The sequence below is a fragment of the Bdellovibrio sp. 22V genome, assembly GCF_030169785.1.
Taxonomy (GTDB): domain Bacteria; phylum Bdellovibrionota; class Bdellovibrionia; order Bdellovibrionales; family Bdellovibrionaceae; genus Bdellovibrio.
In genome coordinates this window covers 182,215-201,821 of the sequence record NZ_CP125854.1, presented here as the reverse complement: position 1 = coordinate 201,821, position 19,607 = coordinate 182,215, and the positions used below count along the sequence as shown (strand labels likewise).

Sequence of the window (19,607 nt, the reverse complement as noted above, 5' to 3'; positions counted from 1 at the left end):
ATATTTTAAATAGGTCTCAGATTGAGACGCCGGGCGAGGGTCCCACGTTGTGAAAAATTGCGGGATGAGGAAGTGATCCTTGTCCGGGGCGAGGGTCCATGGTTTATTGGGGGCATGAGTACAAACATCACTATAGAACGAACGAAAACGCCTAAAGAGAAACCTTCTTCCCAATCGCTGGGGTTTGGAAAGTACTTTACGGACCATATGTTTTCAGCGAGGTATTCGGCGGGGCGAGGGTGGCATGAGGCGAAAATTACGCCTTATCAAGCGTTGCCGCTCGATCCTGGTGCCAGCGTTCTTCATTATGGACAAGCGTTGTTTGAAGGGATGAAAGCGTTCCGTCATAGCGATGGCCAATGCGTGATGTTCCGCCCCGAGTTTAATTGGCAGCGCATGGTCGATGGAGCTGAACGTTTGTGCATGCAAGCGCCTCCGAAAGAGCTTTTCTTGCAAGGAATCGCTGAACTGATAAGGGTTGATCAAGACTGGATTCCTCGAGAAAAAGGCTGCTCTCTTTATATTCGTCCGACATTGATTGGGACCGAGGCCTTTTTAGGAGTCCGTCCTGCAGAAGAATATCTTTTCTTTACGATTCTTTCTCCGGTGGGCAACTACTACGGTGATAGCAATAAGCCCGTTAAGATTTGGGTTGAGGAAGAATTCGTTCGTGCCGCTCCCGGCGGACTTGGAGCGACGAAAGCCGCTGCGAACTATGCTGCGAGTCTGAAGGCCGCCTACGCGGCGAAAAAGAATTCGTATGCTCAAGTGCTCTGGCTCGATGTTACACGGGAATACGTGGAAGAAGTCGGAACTATGAATGTGTTCTTCGTCTTTGAAGATGAAATTGTGACGCCTTCTTTGGGTGGAACAATCCTGGGCGGGGGTACAAGACATTCCATCATCACGCTTCTTAAGGGCATGAATAAGCCTATCGTTGAAAGACGTATTAAGCTGAGTGAGCTTCGCGAAGGAGCAAAAACGGGCCGTCTTAAAGAGATTTTTGGTACCGGCACTGCCGCGATTATTAGCCCCGTCGGCGAATTGGCAGCGAAGGATTGGAACATCGTCGTGAATAATAATGAAATAGGTCCCATTGCCGCTCATCTCTATGAAGAGCTTCTCGGCATTCAACAGGGAACGAAAAAAGATCCCCACGGCTGGCTTTATACGGTTTAAACGTTCTTTATGATCCAGGCTTTGTTAATTCTTTTGATCTTTCAGTTTGCGGGCGAGGGTACCGTGAGGGGGTTGGGGCTTATAGTTCCTGGTCCTGTTGTGGGAATGGTTTATTTTTTTGGGGCTTTGATTGTGTGGCCTGGTCTGAAAGATCGCGTGGCCGGGCTGGCGGACTTCATTACGAAGCATCTGTCGTTGTTTTTTGTGCCTGCGGGCGTGGGTATCATTGAGTATTTCGATCTCTTGGGGAAATACGGCGTCGGGATGGTTTTCACAATTGTTGTGAGTACTTTGGTGACCCTCGCGGTGACGGCCCTGATCTTTAATCGTTTATTAAAGAAGACGCCGTGACTGAACTTTTCTCTCTCATTATCACTTTAGGATTTTATCTGTTGGCAAGAAAGCTCAGTGCTCGTGGCAATAACCATCCGCTACTAAGCCCTGCATTGCTTGCCATTGCCGCGGTTTGCGTCGTTCTTTTGCTCTTAAATATTAGCTATAAAGATTATTTTCAGGGCGCACGGCCGATCCATTTTATGTTGGGCCCGGCGACAGTAGCTTTTGCTCTTCCATTGTACAATCAGTTCGCCCGATTTAAAAAACTTTTATTGCCGCTCATAATATCACTCACGATCGGATCAGCGATTGGGATTTTAAGTGCTGTTTTCTTAGGCCACGTCGTGGGACTGCCCCACGAAATTCTATTGTCGTTGTCACCGAAGTCTGTCACGACTCCGATCGCAATGGGAATCGCTGACAAAATCGGTGGAGTCGCCTCACTAGCAACGGTGTTCGTGATGATCACGGGGCTCGTCGGCGCGGCTTCTGCGACAACAGTTTTAAATCTTGTGAAGGTGCATGACCCTGCTGTGCGTGGCTTTGCATTGGGACTTTCTTCGCATGGCTTGGGAACCGCGCGCGCTTTCCAAGTCGATCAAGTTGCAGGAGCATTTGCAGGATTGGCGATGGCTCTGAACGGTCTTATGACCGCTCTTCTAATTCCACTTTTGATGGTGCTTTTTCCTTAAGTAGATCCGCAAATCCTTGCACCCAGCGTTCATCGTCATTCAAACAAGGAACAAGATGGTATTCGTCGCCGCCTTTTTCTATAAAGAGTTCCTTGCCACCAATACCGATTTCCTCGAGGGTTTCGATACAATCAGCGACAAACGACGGGCAAACCACGGCGATCTTTTTCTTTCCTGTTTGCGCCAGAATTTCCAATGTGTGATCGGTCGCAGGTTTTAACCATTCACCTCGGCCTAAGCGCGATTGAAATGAAACGCTCCAGTGACTGGCAGGGATCTCGAGGCTTTCCGCAATGCGTGTCGCAGTTGCAAAACACTGCGCGCGGTAACAACCCTTTTCACAGGCATTCGGGACAAAACAACAATCGTCCGAGCGTAAACAACCGTGAACTTTACGAATCTGGCTTTCCGGTAAACCGTGGAAAGAGAAAAGATAGTGATCGACCTCTTTCCCTTCGAGGGCATCGCGAATGATCTGCACGGAAGGAGTGATAAAGGCCGGGGCGTGGTAAAAGGGGGCGAGGGTCCGCAAAGGGGTGTTGAGGCCCAGACGAGCGGCTATTTTTTGCGTTTCTCTGACAGAGGAACCCGTTGTTGCTTGCGCAAATTGCGGGTAGAGCGGTGCGAGTAAGATTGTATCAACAGCAGCTGTCGCAAATTCGCGGAGAGCTTTTTCGATCGACGGCTCTGAATAGCGCATACCGATTTTCACGAGAAACTGTTCACCGAGCTGCTTCTGCAATTTATCGGCAAATCGTCTTGTATAAACTGTCAGCGGTGAGCCTTCGTTATCTATCCAGATTTTTTTGTAATTGGCGGCAGAGTATGGAGCTCTTTTCGGCACAATCATCGCATTCACAAGAGGCCAGCGCAGCAGATAAGGAATGCTGATGATATCTTTATCCATCAAGAAAGTTTTTAAGTATTTTGCGACATCGGAAACTTCATAAGAGAGAGGGCTTCCGATATTTAAAAGCAGTATGCCTGTTTTACCCATGCGTTCCCGCAATCTGTTCAGCCAGAACTTCACTGCGTTCAAGAATTTTACTAAGACCGATTCCACTCAAATAGTTGCCGTGCAAATAAACACCTGACGGAAGATTTTGCGACAAGAGCAAAGAGGAGACCTCTTCAAGCTGTAAGTCGTAATAAGGGAGGGCGTCCTTCCAGCGATTGATACGGTAATCGAGCAGGCTTTCTTTATGTCCCAGTATTTTGAATCGCTCTTCCGCGATAAGCTTTAACACGTCCCGGTCTGGAAGATCCAAGAGAGAAGATTCCTCGTAACCACCCATGATCCAAGTTTCGTTGTAGTGTTTGTTGCGGTCTTTAAATATGTACGAATTCATCAATACGCCCAAGGCCTTCAAATTATATCCGCGAGGAATAAGACAGCCAAAACCTTGGTAACTTGTTTGTGCTTTATTAAAGAAAAGAGTCACGCTCATGAGAGATGACATGCGGATCTTCCCCAAGACCTGTGAAAGTTCAGGATGTTTGGACAACGTGAGAGCGGAGGCCGCTTTCGCTGATGTCGCAATGACTACAGGACCTGTTAACGATGCGAGATCGGGCGCGGTATTCAGGTGAATGCGCACACCTTTGTCGCGCAGAGCTTTTTCAAGAGCATCCACGAGATCTTGCATGCCACCGCGACTGGTAAGAAGCCCGCGATATTTGTCCTTTTTCTTGCGACGAAATAACGGGCCTAGAATCAAACTCGCACTTAAGCCGGAGATGTCATTGCCATAGATACCTTGCATGGCCGGCCCAAGAATAAAGCGAGTGGCTTTAGGTCCCAGCAGGCGCTTTCCCCAGGCTTCCAAAGTTTCTTGGGGGCGCGGGCGAAGGTGCCGTTTTCCTAAAAGAAGGCGAGGCACCACACGTGCAAGCAATGAAAGGCTTTCAGAGAAACTCAAAGGCCACGAACGGGGATGATCACGAAAAAGGAAGCGTTTTTTTGAGGACTCCAAGGGGAAACTTGGAGTCAGGCCCAATCTTGCGAAAAGATCGTTGGCTTTTGTCGTGCGAATAAGAGCATTGGCGGCTCTTTCGGCGATGCCGTATTCCGTGTAATCGGTGCCCAAAAGACCTCCCACGCGGGAGGAACTTTCATAAAGATCGACTTGAAAACCTTTTTGCGCCAGTTCCAAAGAAACTGTTAAACCCGCAAATCCGGCTCCGATGACGGATACATTCTTCATATAGACTGAGAGAAAATCTTTGTTTGAGGTTGTTTCGCTTTCAGGCGCTCGTCGAAAAACACACAAGCATTGCGCAAGAACGGACGGCCCGCTTCTTTGACGATCAGCTTATGATCTTTAATCTCGACCAAAGAATCCTTTAGCATTTCGCTGAGGAACTCTTGAGAACGCGCTTCTTGCTCTGGACTCACGAAAGAAACTTCAAACTCTGTCATGAGTTTCAGAATCTGATCGCGACGAATTCGGTCTTCTTCCGTCAGTACATGTCCGCGCAATGTAGGAATACGTCCTTCATTAAGCGCCGATTCGTAAAGAGGCAAAACTTTTTCATTCTGATGGAAGCTGAACGGAGTTTCAGAAATAGAAGAAACACCCAAGCCTAAAAGAACATCCGTGCGCTGATCTGTATAACCCATGAAGTTACGATGTAAACGCTTTTCATTCATCGCAATGCTGAGGTTATCTGTTGGAAGAGCAAAGTGGTCCATGCCCACTTCGACATAGCCAGCTTCAAGCAGAATGCCGCGGGCGATTTCGTAAAGCTCTCTTTTTTCAGCCGCCTTCGGAAGGTCTTCATCTTTAAACAGGCGTTGCGCTGGCTTGATCCAAGGAACAAGAGCGAAACTGTAAAGAGCAATACGATCAGGACGCAATTTTACGGTCGCTTTCGCTGTTTCGCGAATGGACTCCGCCGTTTGTTTCGCCAAACCGTAGATCAAGTCGAAGTTTACAGAGGAGTAGCCCATGTCACGCGCCGCTTTTGTCAGTGACTCTGTAATCTCCAAAGGCTGAATGCGATTCACAAGTCGTTGTACTTCGGGATTGAAATCCTGAACACCCATGCTGACACGAGTGAAGCCCAGGTCTCGCAAAGCTTTCAATTGCTCTGCGTTTGTTCTGCGTGGATCCACTTCGATGGATCCTTCAAAGTCTTTCGCATCAATTTTTACACGAGTAAGAATAGGCTTAAGAAGCTGTGTAAGAGCGTCTGCGCTCAAAAACGTCGGCGTGCCTCCGCCCAAGTGAATGTGTTTAAGAGGTTTTTGCGTGAGCTCTGGAACGCTATCGAGATAAAGCTGCCATTCTTTGAGAATCATCTCTACATAGGGAGATTCCCTTTTATGATCTTTGGTGATGATATTGTTGCAACCACAGAAGGTGCAAAGAGATTCACAAAAAGGAATATGCAGATATAAAGACCAGCCACCGGCGCCCTCACGTAAGGTCGCACGAAGATGATCAATCCACTGTTCGCTGGTAGGATTCGTTTCCCAATACGGCACTGTCGGGTAAGACGTGTAGCGGGGAGCAGGGACATCGTATTTCGCAAGAAGTTCGGTCATCATGAAAGCACCTCACGGACAGTATCAACAAAGAGCTTTACATTTTTTTCCGGTGTTTTAGGCAAAACGCCGTGCCCCAGGCCACACACCCAACCGGCGCGTTCCGCAGGAGTCATTGCTTTCATAGGAGCCAAGAAAGTCTGCAAGGCTTTTTTGAAATCTGCGTCGTCCATGAACAAAAGACTTTGATCAAAATTTCCCTGAACGAAACCTTTGTTTTGAACTTTGAAGGACTCCTGCAAAGAGCAACGGTGGTCAAAACCTTGACCTGCCCAGGGAAGCTCCGTGAAAGACTTATCGAAGAACACAGGTTGCGTGCCTTTTGAGTAGTAGCCGATCTTATTGGGATAGTCTTGAGACAAACGAGCCAAGACAGGTTGAATCCATTCTTTAAAGAAAGAAGAGGAAACTTCGCCGGCCGCCGTATCAAAAATCATGACGACTTCCGCGCCACCTTCGAATTGCAGACGGATGTTTTCTTTAAGAAGAGGGTACATCTTCTCAAGAAACTGCGGGAACATGTTGATCAGTTTTTTAGACTGAATCAAAGATCCGGCGTGAGAACCTTCAACCGCATAGACAAACAGTGTCCAAGGACCGCCGACAAAACCGATAAGACTTTTATGAGAAGGCAAAACGGCGCGAGTCGCTTTCACGGCTTCCTTTTGAAAGCTCATGAAATCAATCGCTTTGTCGACAGGGCCGAGAGTGCCCAACGTTTCAGGAGTCAGTTTAAAACCCAGTTGCGGACCGTGATCCGTGTAATCCAAGCCCATGCCCAAAGCTTCAAGAGGAAACAAGATGTCGCTAAAAAGAATAGAGACGTCGAAGTCAAATTCAGCAACAGGACCGAGTGCTACTTGAGCAGCAAGTTCCGGCTGTTTGCAAAGCTCCATGAAGGAATGCTTCGCGCGCAAGCCTTGATAGTGTTGGTGATAACGACCGGCCTGGCGCATGAACCAGATAGGAGGAACGGCTTGCGGAGTTCTTTGAAGTGCGTTTTTAAAAAGTGTGTTCATGTATTTTCCTCCACGGCCCATTGGTAGCCTACGCCACGTACTGAGCGAATGTGTTTCTCGCCATCGTCGCCGAGCAATTGGCGAAGACGGACAATGATATTGTCGATAGTTCGAACACTAGGGTTTTTATCAACACCCCAGATTTCATTCATAATTTCATCGCGGCTTAAAACGCGCGGTGATTTTTCAATTAAAAGCTGCAAGATCTTCATGTCAGTCACTGGCGGATATTCAATCTGTCCCGACTTTCGGCGTACTGACATATTCGTGAAATTCACGACGCAAGTTTCGAGCTCAAGTTCGCGTGCAGGAGCGTGAGCATCCAAAACGTGCTTCACGCGCAAAAGAAGTTCTTTCAAATGAAAAGGTTTGGGAATGTATTCTTCCGCACCTAATTCAAAACCGCGCAATCGAGATTCCGCATCCGCTTGCGCCGTCAGAAACAGAAAAAGGACTGAAGAGATTTGTTTGATTTTCGCAGCCAACTCAAAGCCGTTTCCATCAGGGAGGCCGACATCAAGAATTACGATGTCAAAGTCCTTGGATTTCGAAAACAATGTCCAAGCTTCAGAAAAGCTTTTTCCCCAAGTAACGTCATAGTCCTTCTTAAGACGTTCCGTAAGCGTTTCACCTAACGAGAGGTCATCCTCAACCAAAAGAACTTTTCTCATGGCAAGTACCCCTCGAGTTCAAGATAAGAAGCAAAGCCGTCGTTTTCGATGGATTCAAAACGAATGTCGCCTTTCATTTTTTGTAAAAGACGTTTCGTCAAAAGAAGACCGATACCATTGCTGCGGGAATCTTGAGACATCAGAATTTCAGAGCCAAGTTTTTCCAAAGCGCCTTTAAAGCCCAAACCGTTATCTTGAACCACAAGCTCGATGCGGTGGCCTTTCAAAGGACGAACCTTGATACGAACGGTAGAGGCTTTTCCGTGCAATACGGAGTTCTGCAAAAGATTTTTAAAAACGCTGAGCAGGGCCCGACGATCGCCGCGAACAATCACTTCACGTTCCAATTCCAAAGAAAGTTCCGTGAATTCATTGCGCAGGCTCGAGAATAAATTATTCAATGAGATGTTTTCTTGCAGAAGCTCGCCGACTTCCAAATTTGCCAACAGGAGTGAATTTTCCAACTGCAGATCCAGACGCTGAATGTCCTGAATCAAACGTTTCATCACAGGATTGTTGTAATTGGGAAGGTCTTCTTCCAGAACTTCAGCTTGCAGTCGCAAACGAGTGATCGACGTCTTGATGTCGTGACTGAACGTCGAGAAAAAGAAACGCAAACGCTGATGACGTTTTTGATCGCGATACGAAAACACGATCAAAGCAATACCGCCCAAAAGAATCGCGGCGAGAAGAATTGTTCCTTCCCACGCAAACATTCTGTGGGTCGAATTGGAAGGGCTGAATTTAATAAGAAAGAAAACCCACCACCATGCAACCAAAGAAAACGTGAAGGCGAACCATATGATCGCCAGCGCCGTTTTAACTTTTGGTTTCAGGAGGTTTTGAAACATCTTACTCTGCCGCCTCAATAATAACTTGAGCTGCTTGCTGCAAAAGCTCATCTGTGTGAGCCATCGAAACAAAACCGACTTCATAAGCATTTGGAGCCAAGTACACCCCATTGTTCAAAGCTTTCAAGAAAAGACCTTTGAACGTCGCCCCTTGGTTACCGGGAATTTGTTCAATAGAGCGGATAGGAGCCGGTGTCGGGCCGTGGATCCAGAATAAAGAAGCCACCTGGCTTACTTGCAATGACGATCCTTTTTTAGCAAAACCTTCGCGCAGTGTTTGTGCAAACTTCGCCGTCCTTTTTTCAAGAACGTTCCAGCCATCCAAACGCTGCATCTTTTTTAAAGTCGTAAGACCTGCGCGCATACCGATCGGGTTCGCACTTAAAGTTCCAGCTTGGTAAACATCACCGCTTGGCGCGACCATATTCATCAATTCTTTTTTTCCACCGTAGCAGCCCACAGGGAAACCGCCGCCGATAATTTTTCCGTAAGTGACAAGGTCAGGACGAATGCCTGTTTTTTCAACCATGCCGGCAAGACCCACACGGAAACCCGAAATCACTTCGTCAAAAATCAAAAGGCTGCCATTTTTCTCACAAAGCTCAGCCACTTTTTTCAAGAACTCGGGACGTTGAACAAGAAGGCCGTAGTTCGCTGGAAGAGGTTCAATGATCACAGCCGCGATGTCTTTGCCCTGAACTTGGAATACTTCCAAAAGTTTTGCTTCATCATCAAGCGGAGTGACTACAGTATGTGCAGCAACTTCCGCAGGAATACCCGCGCTGGAAGAAGCCGCTGTTCCCGCAAGACCACTGCCGGCTTTCACAAGCAGATTGTCGACGTGGCCATGATAGCAGCCTTCGAATTTCAAAATTTTATTACGGCCCGTTGCCGCACGAGCGACACGCAAAGCACTCATCACAGCTTCAGTGCCGGAAGAGACAAAACGCAATTTTTCCATGAACGGTAGAGTCGAAGTGATCCACTCCGCAAGTTCCAATGAATAAACTTCCGCAGCTCCGAAGGTCCAAGCGGTGTCCACCATGCGGTGAACTTCTTCTTTCACTTCCGCATCCAAGTGGCCCAAGATCAACGGACCAAAGCTTTGACAGAAGTCGATGTATTTTTTGTCTTCGACGGAAGTCAAGAAAGCACCTTCAGCGGATTTAAAGAAAACCGGAGCGCGGTCCAAACCTTTGAAAGAGCGGACAGGAGAGTGAACTCCACCGGGAGCCACCTGCAAAGCGCGTTGGAATAATTCTTCAGATGTTACTTTGTGCATTGTTTTCTCCAGTCCTCTTGATCCAAGAAAACACGAAGACGGCTTGGATCATATGCATTCTGTTTTTCCAAATAAGCACGGATCACTTTGTGTGTATTTCCGGGCCCACTGGCATGATGTTTATTCAAAATCTCGGGTGCTTGCTGAACAGCGTGAAGAAATTGACTTCCACTGCTCCAAAAGAAACTTTCTTTGCCCGCAACCGAAGGTATTGTTCCTAGCGGCTTTAATGTGTAGGTCGGGATGAGCTGCATGCTTTCCTGACCGGCATCAAAACCCTCTTCGTGAGAGAGTTTTCCCCAGCGAAGATCCGAACCCGCGAGAACATCTAGACGTGCGTCTTCTTGTTCCCCTAAGCTCTCTGAACAACCATGCACCCATATACCTTTTTGCGCGAGGTTTTTCCACGTTTTTAGACCTGCGGTCCAAACAAAGTGAGGCCCCTTCAAACCCTCGGGCCAAGCCTCAGAGCGGGCCACGTAAAGCGCATTTATTGCAGAGGGAATTTCGACAGAATTCAAAGCTTCACGGTCCGCACGAACCTCCGCAGACCAAAGAGCCGCTTCAGGGAAACGTGCCACCGATTGTTGCGGCAAAAGTTCTCGTTTATCTAAAACCTGACCGCTGTCGGTAAGACCTTTCAGCAATGTGATCTCGCCGTAAGGACGAGACAAAACCGCCACACCGATTTTCTGGTGGCAACCGCCGCCAAAACTTGAAAGCACGTCACGCTCTTTTTGGGAGCAGCGATAAGTGGCTTCGTCGTGAATGGATTTTAAAAGGTCCTTTAGATCCTGGCGAGAAGACATGACCTCGACCGCCAACGCTCCTTGGGCTGCTGCATTTGGGTTGATGCTTAAAGGCAGAACCACCCAGTTGAGCTCATCGAGATACGAACGCAGCTGTTGCTGCACTTCTTTAAATTCCGCCTGAGGAGCTGAAAGCAAACGGTCCAAGGCCGCTTTCGCGACGATCAAGCCGTCAATCTCACTCGACTCTAAAAGTTTACGAATGCGTGTTGGAATATTTCCACGCACACTTTCAAACTTCACGCTTTCCAGCGTGAAAGGCAGATGTGACTTAAAAAAGTTCGTCAGGTTGTATTCACGGCGGGGCGAGGAGCTGAATACACGCAATGCCTTCGCCGCTTGAATCTTCGTGAAGTGAGATTTTTTTAAAAGCAAAAGATCTCTTTGATCGGCGCGAGGCAAAGTCGCCGCGATCACCGTGTCGGATTTATGCTCGGTTGGAAGGTCCTTCCAAGAATGGACAACCATATCCGTTTCACCGCGCAAAAGCTCGCCATAGAAATCTTCCGTGAAGACACCTTTTTCTGGAATCTTCCAGAGGGGATCTGTCAGATTTTTATCGCCCAATGATTCTTTGAAACGGAATTCGATTTCAAGGTGCGGGTGTTTTTTTTGAAGGGCGTCTCCAACCATATAAGCTTGCAGACGGGCCAGATCGCTTTTGCGAGCTGAAATTTTTAAGCGCATATATCGTCCCAACCAAGTGGGCGAAGCTCCGTTCTTTGCATGAAGGCTACGGCTTTTTCAAGCAGAGTCTGTTTCAATGCTTGAATTTTAGTTTGCGTATCCTTTTTCGTTTCTTCGATTTCCGCAAAGAATTGGTGAAGTCCCGTCAATGAGACATGCGGATATTGGGCGGCAATTAAAGAAGGTAAATTGTTTTCTTCCCCACGCAAATCATAAATAGCAACAGGTCGCGTGTCTTGTCGGCTCAAGAGTTCCAAAATGCGCGCATCCGATAGAGGAGCGGCAATCACCATCGCCTCGCCATGAATATAAGATTCATTGTAAGTCGTAATTGTTAGATTATTGTATTTCTCTGCCAGATTTTGCAGTTTCGCAGGATCGCGGCAGATGGCTTGCATAGAAGCCTTATGCGCAAGCCAAGGAAGAATTTCCTGCGCCAACTGACCTGAACCGCACACAGTGACGGAGCCAAGGTCTTTGGTGTTGCGGCGGAGCAAGCTGCCATAGCTTTGTGAGCCTAAACCCACCAAGTGTTCCGAACGCGTCTTTTTAACTTCGGCCAAAATAAACTGAAGCCATTTTTGATGATCGGCAAAAAGAGTGTCACCCAATTGTTTACGTGATTCGACGAAATTTTTAAACTGCCCGAAGACTTCGGTTTCACCAACGATAGGAGAATGCAAACCACAAAGGATCTCTAAAAGAAGACTCAAGGCATTTTCGCCGCGAAGAATTTGATCTTCTTTCTCAAACACATCCGCATAGGAATTCAATTCGATCTCTGTACAAAAAAGAATCTGACGCAAACACGTTTTCCAGATGGCTGCATCTTGAAGAGACTCGGCGAAGTTTCTATTGGATTTTCTGTGAACGAGAAGTATATCTTCCATTGTGGTTTAGGTTTATCACTAAACTTTCAATAAAGTGTCATCGAAATGTCATGCTCTCTGTAGATCGCACAGCGCAGAGCGCTGAAAATGCCTCAAATGTAGGCACCCCCGGTGGAGGAATTATGAAATTAACTCAAAGGCCGCGCAGAAATCGCAAGTCTGAGTCATTGCGCCAAATGGTCGCGGAGACAGACCTAAGAGTGTCTCAACTTGTTTTGCCTCTTTTCGTCGTCGGCGGAAAGAATGAAAAGCAAGAAATCGCTTCGATGCCGGGTATATTTCGTATGAGCCCTGACATGCTTTTGGGTGAGGTGGCCAAAGCTGTTGAATTAGGAGTGAAATCGTTCGATCTTTTTCCGGCGTTGCCTGAAAAGCTCAAAGACACTTACGGAACAGAATCTTTAAATCCAAACGGCCTGTTGCCCACGACATTGAAAATGATTCGCGACAAATTTCCCGATGTCACACTGATTTCAGATGTAGCTTTGGATCCGTATTCTTCAGATGGACACGACGGTGTCGTGAAGAATGACAAAATTTTAAATGATGAAACTGTCGAAATCCTTGCGAAGATGTCCGTTGTGCATGCGCAGGCGGGAGCCGACATCGTTTCACCCTCTGATATGATGGATGGACGTGTGGGAGCCATTCGTGAAGCTCTCGATCAATCGGGATTCATTGACACAGGTATTTTGTCTTACTCTGCCAAATATGCTTCCAGCTTTTACGGTCCTTTCCGTGAGGCGCTGGATTCCGCTCCTAAGTTCGGTGACAAGAAAACTTATCAAATGGATTTCCGCAATGCGCGCGAAGCTTTGCGTGAAATCACTTTGGACGAACAAGAGGGCGCCGACATGGTGATGGTAAAACCAGCGCTCAGTTATCTGGATATTATCGCGAAGGTGAAAGAACACACGCATCTGCCTGTGGCCGCTTACAATGTGAGTGGTGAGTACGGTCTTATCAAACTAGGCGCGAAAGCGGGTATCATTGATGAAACTCGTGCGATGGTGGAAACTTTGTACTCCATTCGTCGGGCGGGAGCGGATGTGATTTTCACATATTTCGCTTTGCCTATGGCGGAATGGCTTCGCAAGAATTCTTAACGATCTGATAAGCAACAAGTTTCAGGTGTTCGCATTGAGCGGAATGAGGACGTCTTTTAAAATTTCTCCATAAACAAGGAGAATCTTATGAAAGCCGTCCGCTTCGTTGGCGTGGGAAAACCTGTGCAAATCACTGAACTTCCTAAACCGGAACCAAAACCGGGGGAAGTACTCGTCAAGATCGGCGGCGCGGGCGTCTGCCACTCAGATTTACACGTCCTCGATCACGGTATCGGCATTGATCATCCATTTACTTTAGGCCACGAAAATGCGGGTTGGGTCGCTGGCGTCGGCGGCGGTGTCAAAGCTTGGAAAGAGGGAGACGCCGTCGCGATCTATGGACCATGGGGCTGCGGTCACTGTCATTCTTGTTTGCTCTCGATGGAAAACTATTGTGAAAACTGGAAGCCGGGACAAAGTTACGGCGGCGGCCTTGGTGAGAACGGCGGTATGGCGGATTATATGATCGTGCCTTCCGAACGACTTTTGGTTTCGTTAGGGAAGCTAGCTCCTGAAGATGCGGCTCCTTTGAGTGACGCGGCTTTAACTCCTTATCATGCGATAAAAAAAGCGTTGCCTCTTCTGACTCCGGAAACGACAGCCGTCGTTTTGGGTGTCGGAGGTTTAGGTCATATGGCGGTTCAACTTCTTCGTGTTCTGAGTGGTTGTCGGATAGTCGCCGCGGACGTTGATGATACGAAACTCAACATGGCGAAAAAGTTGGGAGCGGATCTTGTTGTGAATACAAAAAACGGTGACGAAGCCGCAGAGGCCATCAACAAATTCACGGGCCCCCGCAAAGCGGCATTCGTTCTTGATTGCGTCGGCGTGCAGCCGACTTACGATTTGGGCCAAAAAATTGTAGGGATGAATAGCCAGTGGACGATCGTGGGACTTGGCGGAGGTACGGTGGTCTTTGACTCAAATAAAATCCCATTCGCTTGTCAAATCAGTACGCCGTATTGGGGATCGCGAGCGGAGTTGATGGAGGTTCTTGCACTGGCGCAATCAAAACGTATTCATGCCGAAGTCACGCACTACAAACTTGAAGATGCGGCAGAGGTTTATCACAAATTGCACGATGGAAAAATCAAGGGACGAGCCGTGCTCGTCCCGAATATGCACTAACTACTGAAAGAAATATCGGTAGTACACCATAAATAGTGTGTCGATTTTACCGTTATCAATATTCTTTCCGTTATAGGTTTGATAGTTGTGCAATTTGCCGTGGCTTTGTTCGATTCTAAAACCGATGCGCCATTGGCGTTTGCCGGTGGAAAGATCGACATAGCCCGTGCCTTGGTATCCCGTTTGATATCCGCGGGACTCATGGCCTACTTCCGCTCTGTAAGTCAAAGTGTTTTCGTTTTGTTGACAGTAAAGCGTGCTGCCGACTTTCGCTGCCACATAACTTGCGCGGTTGATGGTGCTGCCTTGCGAACCGGCTTCCGTAAATGCTCTGACACGACATAAGTTTTTTAAGAACAGATATTCTTTCGCAACTCCCAAGTAAATTCCCAGGATCGCGCCGTTGCGCACGCCTTCTCCGTCGGGAAGATACGTCGGAGTTTTCATTTGGCCAGGTTTAATACTGTTCACCATTTCATGAAACTTCGCCTGTTGAGTCGCGCCCGAAAGAGCTCCGCCACGCGATGCGGAGTTGAGCTGCTGCCAACCGGCTTCCGCTTTCCAGTAAAAGACTTTGCCGCGGTTTTTGTCGACAGTATCAATAATGATCTTCAAAACATTTTCATTCGTAAAATGCTGATCCACGTAACGACCGCCATCTTCAAGGCGTCGCGCGGTACCTTCAATGGGTTTTGTGTAAAGATCCGAAGCATAGCTGAATGTCATGTAGTGACCGCTTGGCAAATGACCACCGATCGCGATTTTCGATCCGTGCGTGTAACCATGATCGTCGGTGCTTGCAGCCACGATCGGGCGAAGAACATTGTAGTCGTTCGTTAAAGAAAGATAGATGCTGATGCCACGAGGACGATCAAAGTTTTCACCGGGAACAAATTGAGAAAATAAAGCAGGAACCTCTTTCGCATCATCGAAATCAAGGCGAACTACGCTGTCGAGCTTTTCAGGAATCACCACCATCTGGCCATAGCGTTCTGCAAAGTTGATGTCTTCTTTGGGAGCTTGAACGGGAGTTTTCCAGAAGTCGTCGTTGGCATGCGCGAAGGATGAAATGCCCAAGACCGTCGAGAGACACAAAAGAGCCGCTTTCGAATTCATTATTTCCGCCTTAGTTATGTGAGGAAAAACCTAAGGTACATTCGGAAAAACCACAATAGACATCGGGGTAACGCATCTATTTTACACGAGAGAGTCTAAAGTTCAGACATCTCGCACTCACGGAATTTGCTGGCACAGGGGTTATTTTTTAGGAGACTCTTGAGGGGCAGGGGCAGAGGCTTTTTCCTCTTCAACCCAAGCAAAGGATTTCATGATCTGGTTGCAGCTTTGCAAGCTTTCACTGAAGCGCGACTTTTCATCCAAGCAGGTCATGATAGCCACGCGGTCTTCATTCTTGAGGATTACTTGGCGGATCTGTTTGTTCTTTGCACGGGAAAGCATATCGACAACCAAAGCGGGACTGCCGTTCAATGTGAAGTTCTTCGCAGAGATCACCTCAAAGCCGTAGCTTGGGTAATCGCGCATCCATTTGCGTGTATAAAGCTCTAGAGAAGCATTCTTAGCTACTTTATCCGTGCGGATGCTGAGACTTCCGTTCTTGCTGCCTTTAGATGAAAAGCGAACGGTATCTAAAAGACTTTGATCGGAAGAGCCCGCAACCGGAACCCAGTCCGTGCCTGCGGTTTTTAACGTAAAGCCTTTATGCAAGAAATAATAACCCTTTTCCGGAGACGTCAAAGCTGACGTGCTCGTCGCCGGGTGAGGCGCCGCCCAAGAGAACGCAGGAAGGAATAAGAAAAGACTTAGAACCTGTTTCACTCCTTTATCGTAGCTTGAGGAGCTGGTTCTAAGCAAGGCCCTAAATCCGTGGGAACGGGGGCTATGTAAATTTGTCGCTTATCTTGAAAAGAACGAGCAAACGCCATTCTTTCCGGATTTTCACTGGAAATAACCGGGGAGAATAAGGAGTCTTTGCCTTTGAAAACAACCTGCGTGCACTGCTTTTCAATGTCATAGACTTCAATTTGGTATTGCTTTTCGCCTTTACGCAAAACGCTGTAAAACAAACGCAGCGGAGGCCGAGGAGCAAAAAACAACTCGCGATATTGTCCTTCACCGCTTTTTAAAACGAAGGGGATTTTTCCTTTCAATTTGAAAAGAACAAGGCTTTGTTCTTCGCTCTTCAAATCTTTTTCCACCCAAGCCAGGCGCGTTTGATCGGGAGTGGCCGCCGGAAAACGCTTTTCTTTTTCCTTTTGTGCCGAGATCAAACTGACAGGCACTTGTTTCAAATCCAGTTTATAAATACCCGCAAGATCTCCGCGACGAGACGTGAAATAAATCGAGGGCCTGGTCGCGTGAGGAAGAAACAAGGGTTCGCCGTCAAAACCCGGCTGCTGCGTCAGTCGCAAAATATTGTTTCCATAAGCGTCGCTCATGTAAAGATCTGACGGCGGAAATTCTTTGTTGAAAGTTTTATTTAACAACGGACTTTCTTTAATTTCGTCAGTCGTCGAGGCGTAAAGAATTTCTGATTCGCTGACGTAAACGGCGTCAAAGGCGTCGCCGTCAGAAAAAGTCACGCGACGTTCTTTGTTTTTATTAAGATCCATTTCATAGATTTGCGCGCCTTTGTGGCTGCCGCGATTGCGACTGACATAAAGAATGCGCGTGGCATCTTCGGAAAAACGCGGGTGATCGTTATCGCCCAAGAACGTAACCTGCTTAGTGCCTTTCGCAAGAAGGAAGTCGGGAGTTAAAACATCTTTGGTCACACTGAGATGAGAGCAGCCCACCATAAAAACAACAAGGACTGCGAGCTTCCCACTTTTCAACATCATACCTCTACCTTATGCAGCACTTTCTGAAGGAGTGATGAAGGGTTGACCTTTTTTAGTTCACTCAACTTCACCCATTCGATATTTTTACCAGTCACAGATTTTTTCTGGGAGACCTGAATAAAGATATCATGATGTGTAATGTTGTGTTTGGCATCATAGGCTTTGGGCTTGTTTTTTTCCATGGAGATTTCGCCAGGGAAAATCATCTGTCCTTTCAAAAAAGGCGCATAATCGTTCTTCACTAAAGCGACCTTTTGGTCTTTGATCGCGACAAGGGGCTTCCAGACCCAGACTTCGCTTTCTTTGCGCGGTTTTTTAAGTGGTAACTTTTCGACCAGATTTTTCTCGCGCGCCACACACGTGCCTGACCAAGGACACATTAAGCACATTACTTTTTGCGGAGTGCAGACCGTCGCGCCTAACTCCATCAACGCTTGATTGACGACGTCAGCTTGGCCCAACAACGACAAGTCGTCTGAAATGTTTTGTAATTGCGCACGGCCTTTGTTGTTCCACCATTCCAGCTTCAAGCCATAACGGCGCGACAAAACTCGAATGACATTCCCGTCAAGAACGCCCACTTTTTCTCCGAAGGCGATACTCGCCACCGCACGAGAAGTGTAGGGACCAAAACCCGGAAGTTCCAAAAGTTCCGCCGCTGTTTGTGGAAAGCCATTCTCTGCCAGAGCCTTCGCGGCTTTGTGCAGATTGCGCGCGCGTGAGTAATAACCCAAGCCCGCCCAAGCTTCCAAGACTTCGCTTTCTGGTGCTTTTGCGAGGTTATGAACCGTCGGGAACTTTTTAAGAAATTTCTCGAAGTAAGGAATGACCGCAACGACTGTGGTTTGTTGCAGCATGACCTCGGAAAGCCAAATACGATAGGGGTCTTTATTTTCTCTCCAAGGCAAGGCACGTTGGTTCTTTTTGTACCATTGCGTAAGCAGCTTGTGGTCGAGTTTATAGTCGTCTTTTGCCGTCATTCGCGGTAATGTATTCTTCGAGTCATTGAGGAGTCAATATGGAATACAAACCCCTAAGTGGACGTGAGTTTCCCCGCTTTTCCGCGATTAAAACTTTCTTCAGATTGCCTTATGTAGCTGTCGACGCAGACTATGACGTGGGTATGTTCGGCATTCCTTATGACGGAGGTGTTTCTTATCGTCCCGGGGCGCGCTTTGCTCCTTCCAAAGTCCGTGAGGTCTCAAGCCTCGGTCGCGGCTTCCACATGACTCGCGCCGAAAACTTTTTTGAAAAATTGAAAGTGGCGGATATCGGTGATTGCCCGACGGTTCCAATCGATCAAGCGCAAACATACGAGCGCATTGAAAAATTCGTCGGTGAGGTTTTGCGGAATAATAAAAAGTTTTTAGCAGTGGGCGGAGATCACTCTACAACTTTACCGGTTTTAAGAGCGCTTCGCAAAAAATACGGTAAACCCTTGGCGTTCATTCATTTCGATGCGCACTTGGACACGTATCCTGCGGCATGGGGACAGGAATACCATCACGGTGCTTTTGCTCGTCACGCTGTCGAAGAGGGCTTAGTAGATCCAACAAAGATGGTGCAAATCGGAATTCGCGGCCCCTTGGCGGGGGGTGACGACTTGAATTTCGTAAATAAACACGGCATTCGCGTTATCACTGTGGATGAAATTCGCAATCAACCGATCAACGAATTTTTGCGAACACTTCCAGTCTTTGACGAAACGCCAACCTACATCAGCTACGACATCGACAATCTCGATCCAAGTTGCGCGCCTGGAACAGGAACACCTGTGCCAGGCGGTTTAACAACTTACGAAGTGCAACGCATCTTCCGTGCTTTACACATTCCAAATCTTGTCGGCGGCGACGTGGTGGAACTTTCTCCTCCGTTTGATCACGCCGACATTACCGCTCTCGCTGTGATGGACGCTCTCTTCGAAATGCTCCATCTTTTTAAAAGTAAGTAAGCTTAGTTGCGTTCACCGTGGGAGACGATCACGATCTGTGACGTCTTCGTGTTGACGGCGACAAAGCTGATGGCGTCGACACTCGGGAACCAATAAGTGTGAGGATCAAGCCAGAAATACTCCAATCCTTCGCGGAGCTTTAGAAGCTCCCACTGGTTCTTGGCTTTGGTGCGACGAAGAATTTCAATATCGTCGGGATGCTGATAGCGATAAATCTGCGCATCCATCGAGCGCATCAAGATATTCAACAGGTCCTTCCAGTTGACGGGTTCGAGGCGCAACTCATACGCTTCGAGAAGCTCATTAAGATCCCTCTGTAACGACTCTGCGGAACTTTGGAAAATCTCAAAACGCAAGCATGCAAATTCAGGATAGCTTTCTTCCACACGGCGACATTCGTGGTGCAAACTTTCGACGGAAGACAGAACGGCGACGGGTGCAGGTTGCGCGAGACCGAGTGAAGAAAAGGCCAAACTTGTTAATAGAAAAATATAAAACTTCATAAAATTCCTCCTGGCGGGGCAGGGTGCAAGACGTAACTCCTATTCAAAAACAGACTCAGAAAAGGCCACGTCCGAGGTCAGGAATCATGATGGGTTCT

At 47.7% G+C, this 19,607-nt stretch carries 20 protein-coding genes; 6 read left to right on the top strand and 14 right to left on the bottom strand.

Annotated features, from left to right (window positions below):
* Positions 1 to 114: 114 nt before the first annotated feature.
* Genes QJS83_RS00990 through QJS83_RS00980 form a run of 3 tightly spaced genes read left to right on the top strand, consistent with a single transcriptional unit; the run spans position 115 to position 2,207 of the window.
* A complete protein-coding gene (locus tag QJS83_RS00990) occupies positions 115 to 1,179 on the top strand; it encodes a branched-chain amino acid aminotransferase (RefSeq protein ID WP_284606956.1) in 1,065 nt (354 codons plus the stop codon).
* Between the two features lie 9 nt (positions 1,180 to 1,188).
* Positions 1,189 to 1,530, top strand: a complete 342-nt coding sequence (locus QJS83_RS00985; RefSeq protein WP_284606955.1) for a CidA/LrgA family protein — start codon at positions 1,189 to 1,191, stop codon at positions 1,528 to 1,530.
* Positions 1,527 to 2,207 (top strand): LrgB family protein, encoded by a 681-nt coding sequence (locus tag QJS83_RS00980; RefSeq protein WP_284606953.1) that lies wholly within the window; start codon positions 1,527 to 1,529, stop codon positions 2,205 to 2,207. The genes QJS83_RS00985 and QJS83_RS00980 overlap by 4 nt, the downstream gene beginning before the upstream one ends.
* Here the strand turns inward: QJS83_RS00980 and hemH are convergent.
* Genes hemH through QJS83_RS00935 form a run of 9 tightly spaced genes read right to left on the bottom strand, consistent with a single transcriptional unit; the run spans position 2,161 to position 11,963 of the window.
* On the bottom strand, positions 2,161 to 3,204 hold the full coding sequence (gene hemH / locus QJS83_RS00975) for a ferrochelatase (RefSeq protein ID WP_284606951.1): 1,044 nt from the start codon (positions 3,202 to 3,204) through the stop codon (positions 2,161 to 2,163). The two genes, QJS83_RS00980 and hemH, sit on opposite strands and share 47 nt — an antisense overlap.
* Complete coding sequence (locus QJS83_RS00970) at positions 3,197 to 4,411, bottom strand: protoporphyrinogen/coproporphyrinogen oxidase (RefSeq protein ID WP_284606950.1); 1,215 nt, start codon at positions 4,409 to 4,411, stop codon at positions 3,197 to 3,199. The genes hemH and QJS83_RS00970 overlap by 8 nt, the downstream gene beginning before the upstream one ends.
* A complete protein-coding gene (gene hemN / locus QJS83_RS00965) occupies positions 4,408 to 5,757 on the bottom strand; it encodes an oxygen-independent coproporphyrinogen III oxidase (protein WP_284606948.1) in 1,350 nt (449 codons plus the stop codon). Before hemN ends, QJS83_RS00970 begins: the two co-directional genes overlap by 4 nt.
* The gene (locus tag QJS83_RS00960) at positions 5,754 to 6,773 is read right to left on the bottom strand and encodes a uroporphyrinogen decarboxylase family protein (protein ID WP_284606946.1); all 1,020 of its coding nucleotides are present in this window, start codon (positions 6,771 to 6,773) and stop codon (positions 5,754 to 5,756) included. The genes hemN and QJS83_RS00960 overlap by 4 nt, the downstream gene beginning before the upstream one ends.
* Entirely contained in the window at positions 6,770 to 7,444 is a 675-nt protein-coding gene (locus tag QJS83_RS00955; RefSeq protein ID WP_284606945.1) for a response regulator transcription factor, read from the bottom strand. Before QJS83_RS00955 ends, QJS83_RS00960 begins: the two co-directional genes overlap by 4 nt.
* Positions 7,441 to 8,295, bottom strand: coding sequence for a sensor histidine kinase (locus QJS83_RS00950; protein WP_284606943.1), 855 nt, complete (start codon positions 8,293 to 8,295; stop codon positions 7,441 to 7,443). The genes QJS83_RS00955 and QJS83_RS00950 overlap by 4 nt, the downstream gene beginning before the upstream one ends.
* Position 8,296: 1 nt before the next feature.
* Complete coding sequence (hemL, locus tag QJS83_RS00945; RefSeq protein ID WP_284606941.1) at positions 8,297 to 9,577, bottom strand: glutamate-1-semialdehyde 2,1-aminomutase; 1,281 nt, start codon at positions 9,575 to 9,577, stop codon at positions 8,297 to 8,299.
* Positions 9,565 to 11,073 carry a hydroxymethylbilane synthase gene (hemC, locus tag QJS83_RS00940; RefSeq protein ID WP_284606940.1) on the bottom strand — a complete coding sequence of 503 codons (1,509 nt, stop codon included), beginning with the start codon at positions 11,071 to 11,073 and terminating at the stop codon, positions 9,565 to 9,567. Before hemC ends, hemL begins: the two co-directional genes overlap by 13 nt.
* On the bottom strand, positions 11,064 to 11,963 hold the full coding sequence (locus QJS83_RS00935) for a Rossmann-fold NAD(P)-binding domain-containing protein (protein ID WP_284606938.1): 900 nt from the start codon (positions 11,961 to 11,963) through the stop codon (positions 11,064 to 11,066). Before QJS83_RS00935 ends, hemC begins: the two co-directional genes overlap by 10 nt.
* 122 nt (positions 11,964 to 12,085) lie before the next feature.
* Between QJS83_RS00935 and hemB the strand changes: the two genes are divergently transcribed.
* Entirely contained in the window at positions 12,086 to 13,069 is a 984-nt protein-coding gene (gene hemB, locus QJS83_RS00930; RefSeq protein ID WP_284606936.1) for a porphobilinogen synthase, read from the top strand.
* An 87-nt stretch (positions 13,070 to 13,156) separates the two neighbouring features.
* Positions 13,157 to 14,197, top strand: a complete 1,041-nt coding sequence (locus QJS83_RS00925; RefSeq protein ID WP_284606934.1) for an NAD(P)-dependent alcohol dehydrogenase — start codon at positions 13,157 to 13,159, stop codon at positions 14,195 to 14,197.
* Here QJS83_RS00925 and QJS83_RS00920 read toward each other — a convergent pair whose 3' ends face one another.
* The 4 genes from QJS83_RS00920 to QJS83_RS00905 form a co-directional block, all read right to left on the bottom strand.
* Entirely contained in the window at positions 14,198 to 15,313 is a 1,116-nt protein-coding gene (locus tag QJS83_RS00920) for a hypothetical protein (RefSeq protein ID WP_284606932.1), read from the bottom strand. It abuts the gene before it with no gap.
* 141 nt (positions 15,314 to 15,454) lie between these two features.
* Positions 15,455 to 16,033 (bottom strand): hypothetical protein, encoded by a 579-nt coding sequence (locus tag QJS83_RS00915; RefSeq protein WP_284606931.1) that lies wholly within the window; start codon positions 16,031 to 16,033, stop codon positions 15,455 to 15,457.
* Complete coding sequence (locus QJS83_RS00910) at positions 16,030 to 17,055, bottom strand: TolB family protein (protein ID WP_284606929.1); 1,026 nt, start codon at positions 17,053 to 17,055, stop codon at positions 16,030 to 16,032. The genes QJS83_RS00915 and QJS83_RS00910 overlap by 4 nt, the downstream gene beginning before the upstream one ends.
* Positions 17,052 to 18,035, bottom strand: coding sequence for an A/G-specific adenine glycosylase (locus QJS83_RS00905; RefSeq protein ID WP_284606928.1), 984 nt, complete (start codon positions 18,033 to 18,035; stop codon positions 17,052 to 17,054). The genes QJS83_RS00910 and QJS83_RS00905 overlap by 4 nt, the downstream gene beginning before the upstream one ends.
* Before the next feature lie 38 nt (positions 18,036 to 18,073).
* On the opposite strand from QJS83_RS00905, the gene speB reads away from it, so the two are divergent.
* A complete protein-coding gene (speB, locus tag QJS83_RS00900) occupies positions 18,074 to 19,006 on the top strand; it encodes an agmatinase (protein ID WP_284606926.1) in 933 nt (310 codons plus the stop codon).
* Positions 19,007 to 19,008: 2 nt separating this feature from the next.
* On the opposite strand, the gene QJS83_RS00895 is transcribed toward speB, so the two are convergent.
* Positions 19,009 to 19,509 (bottom strand): hypothetical protein, encoded by a 501-nt coding sequence (locus QJS83_RS00895; RefSeq protein WP_284606925.1) that lies wholly within the window; start codon positions 19,507 to 19,509, stop codon positions 19,009 to 19,011.
* Positions 19,510 to 19,607 lie beyond the last annotated feature (98 nt).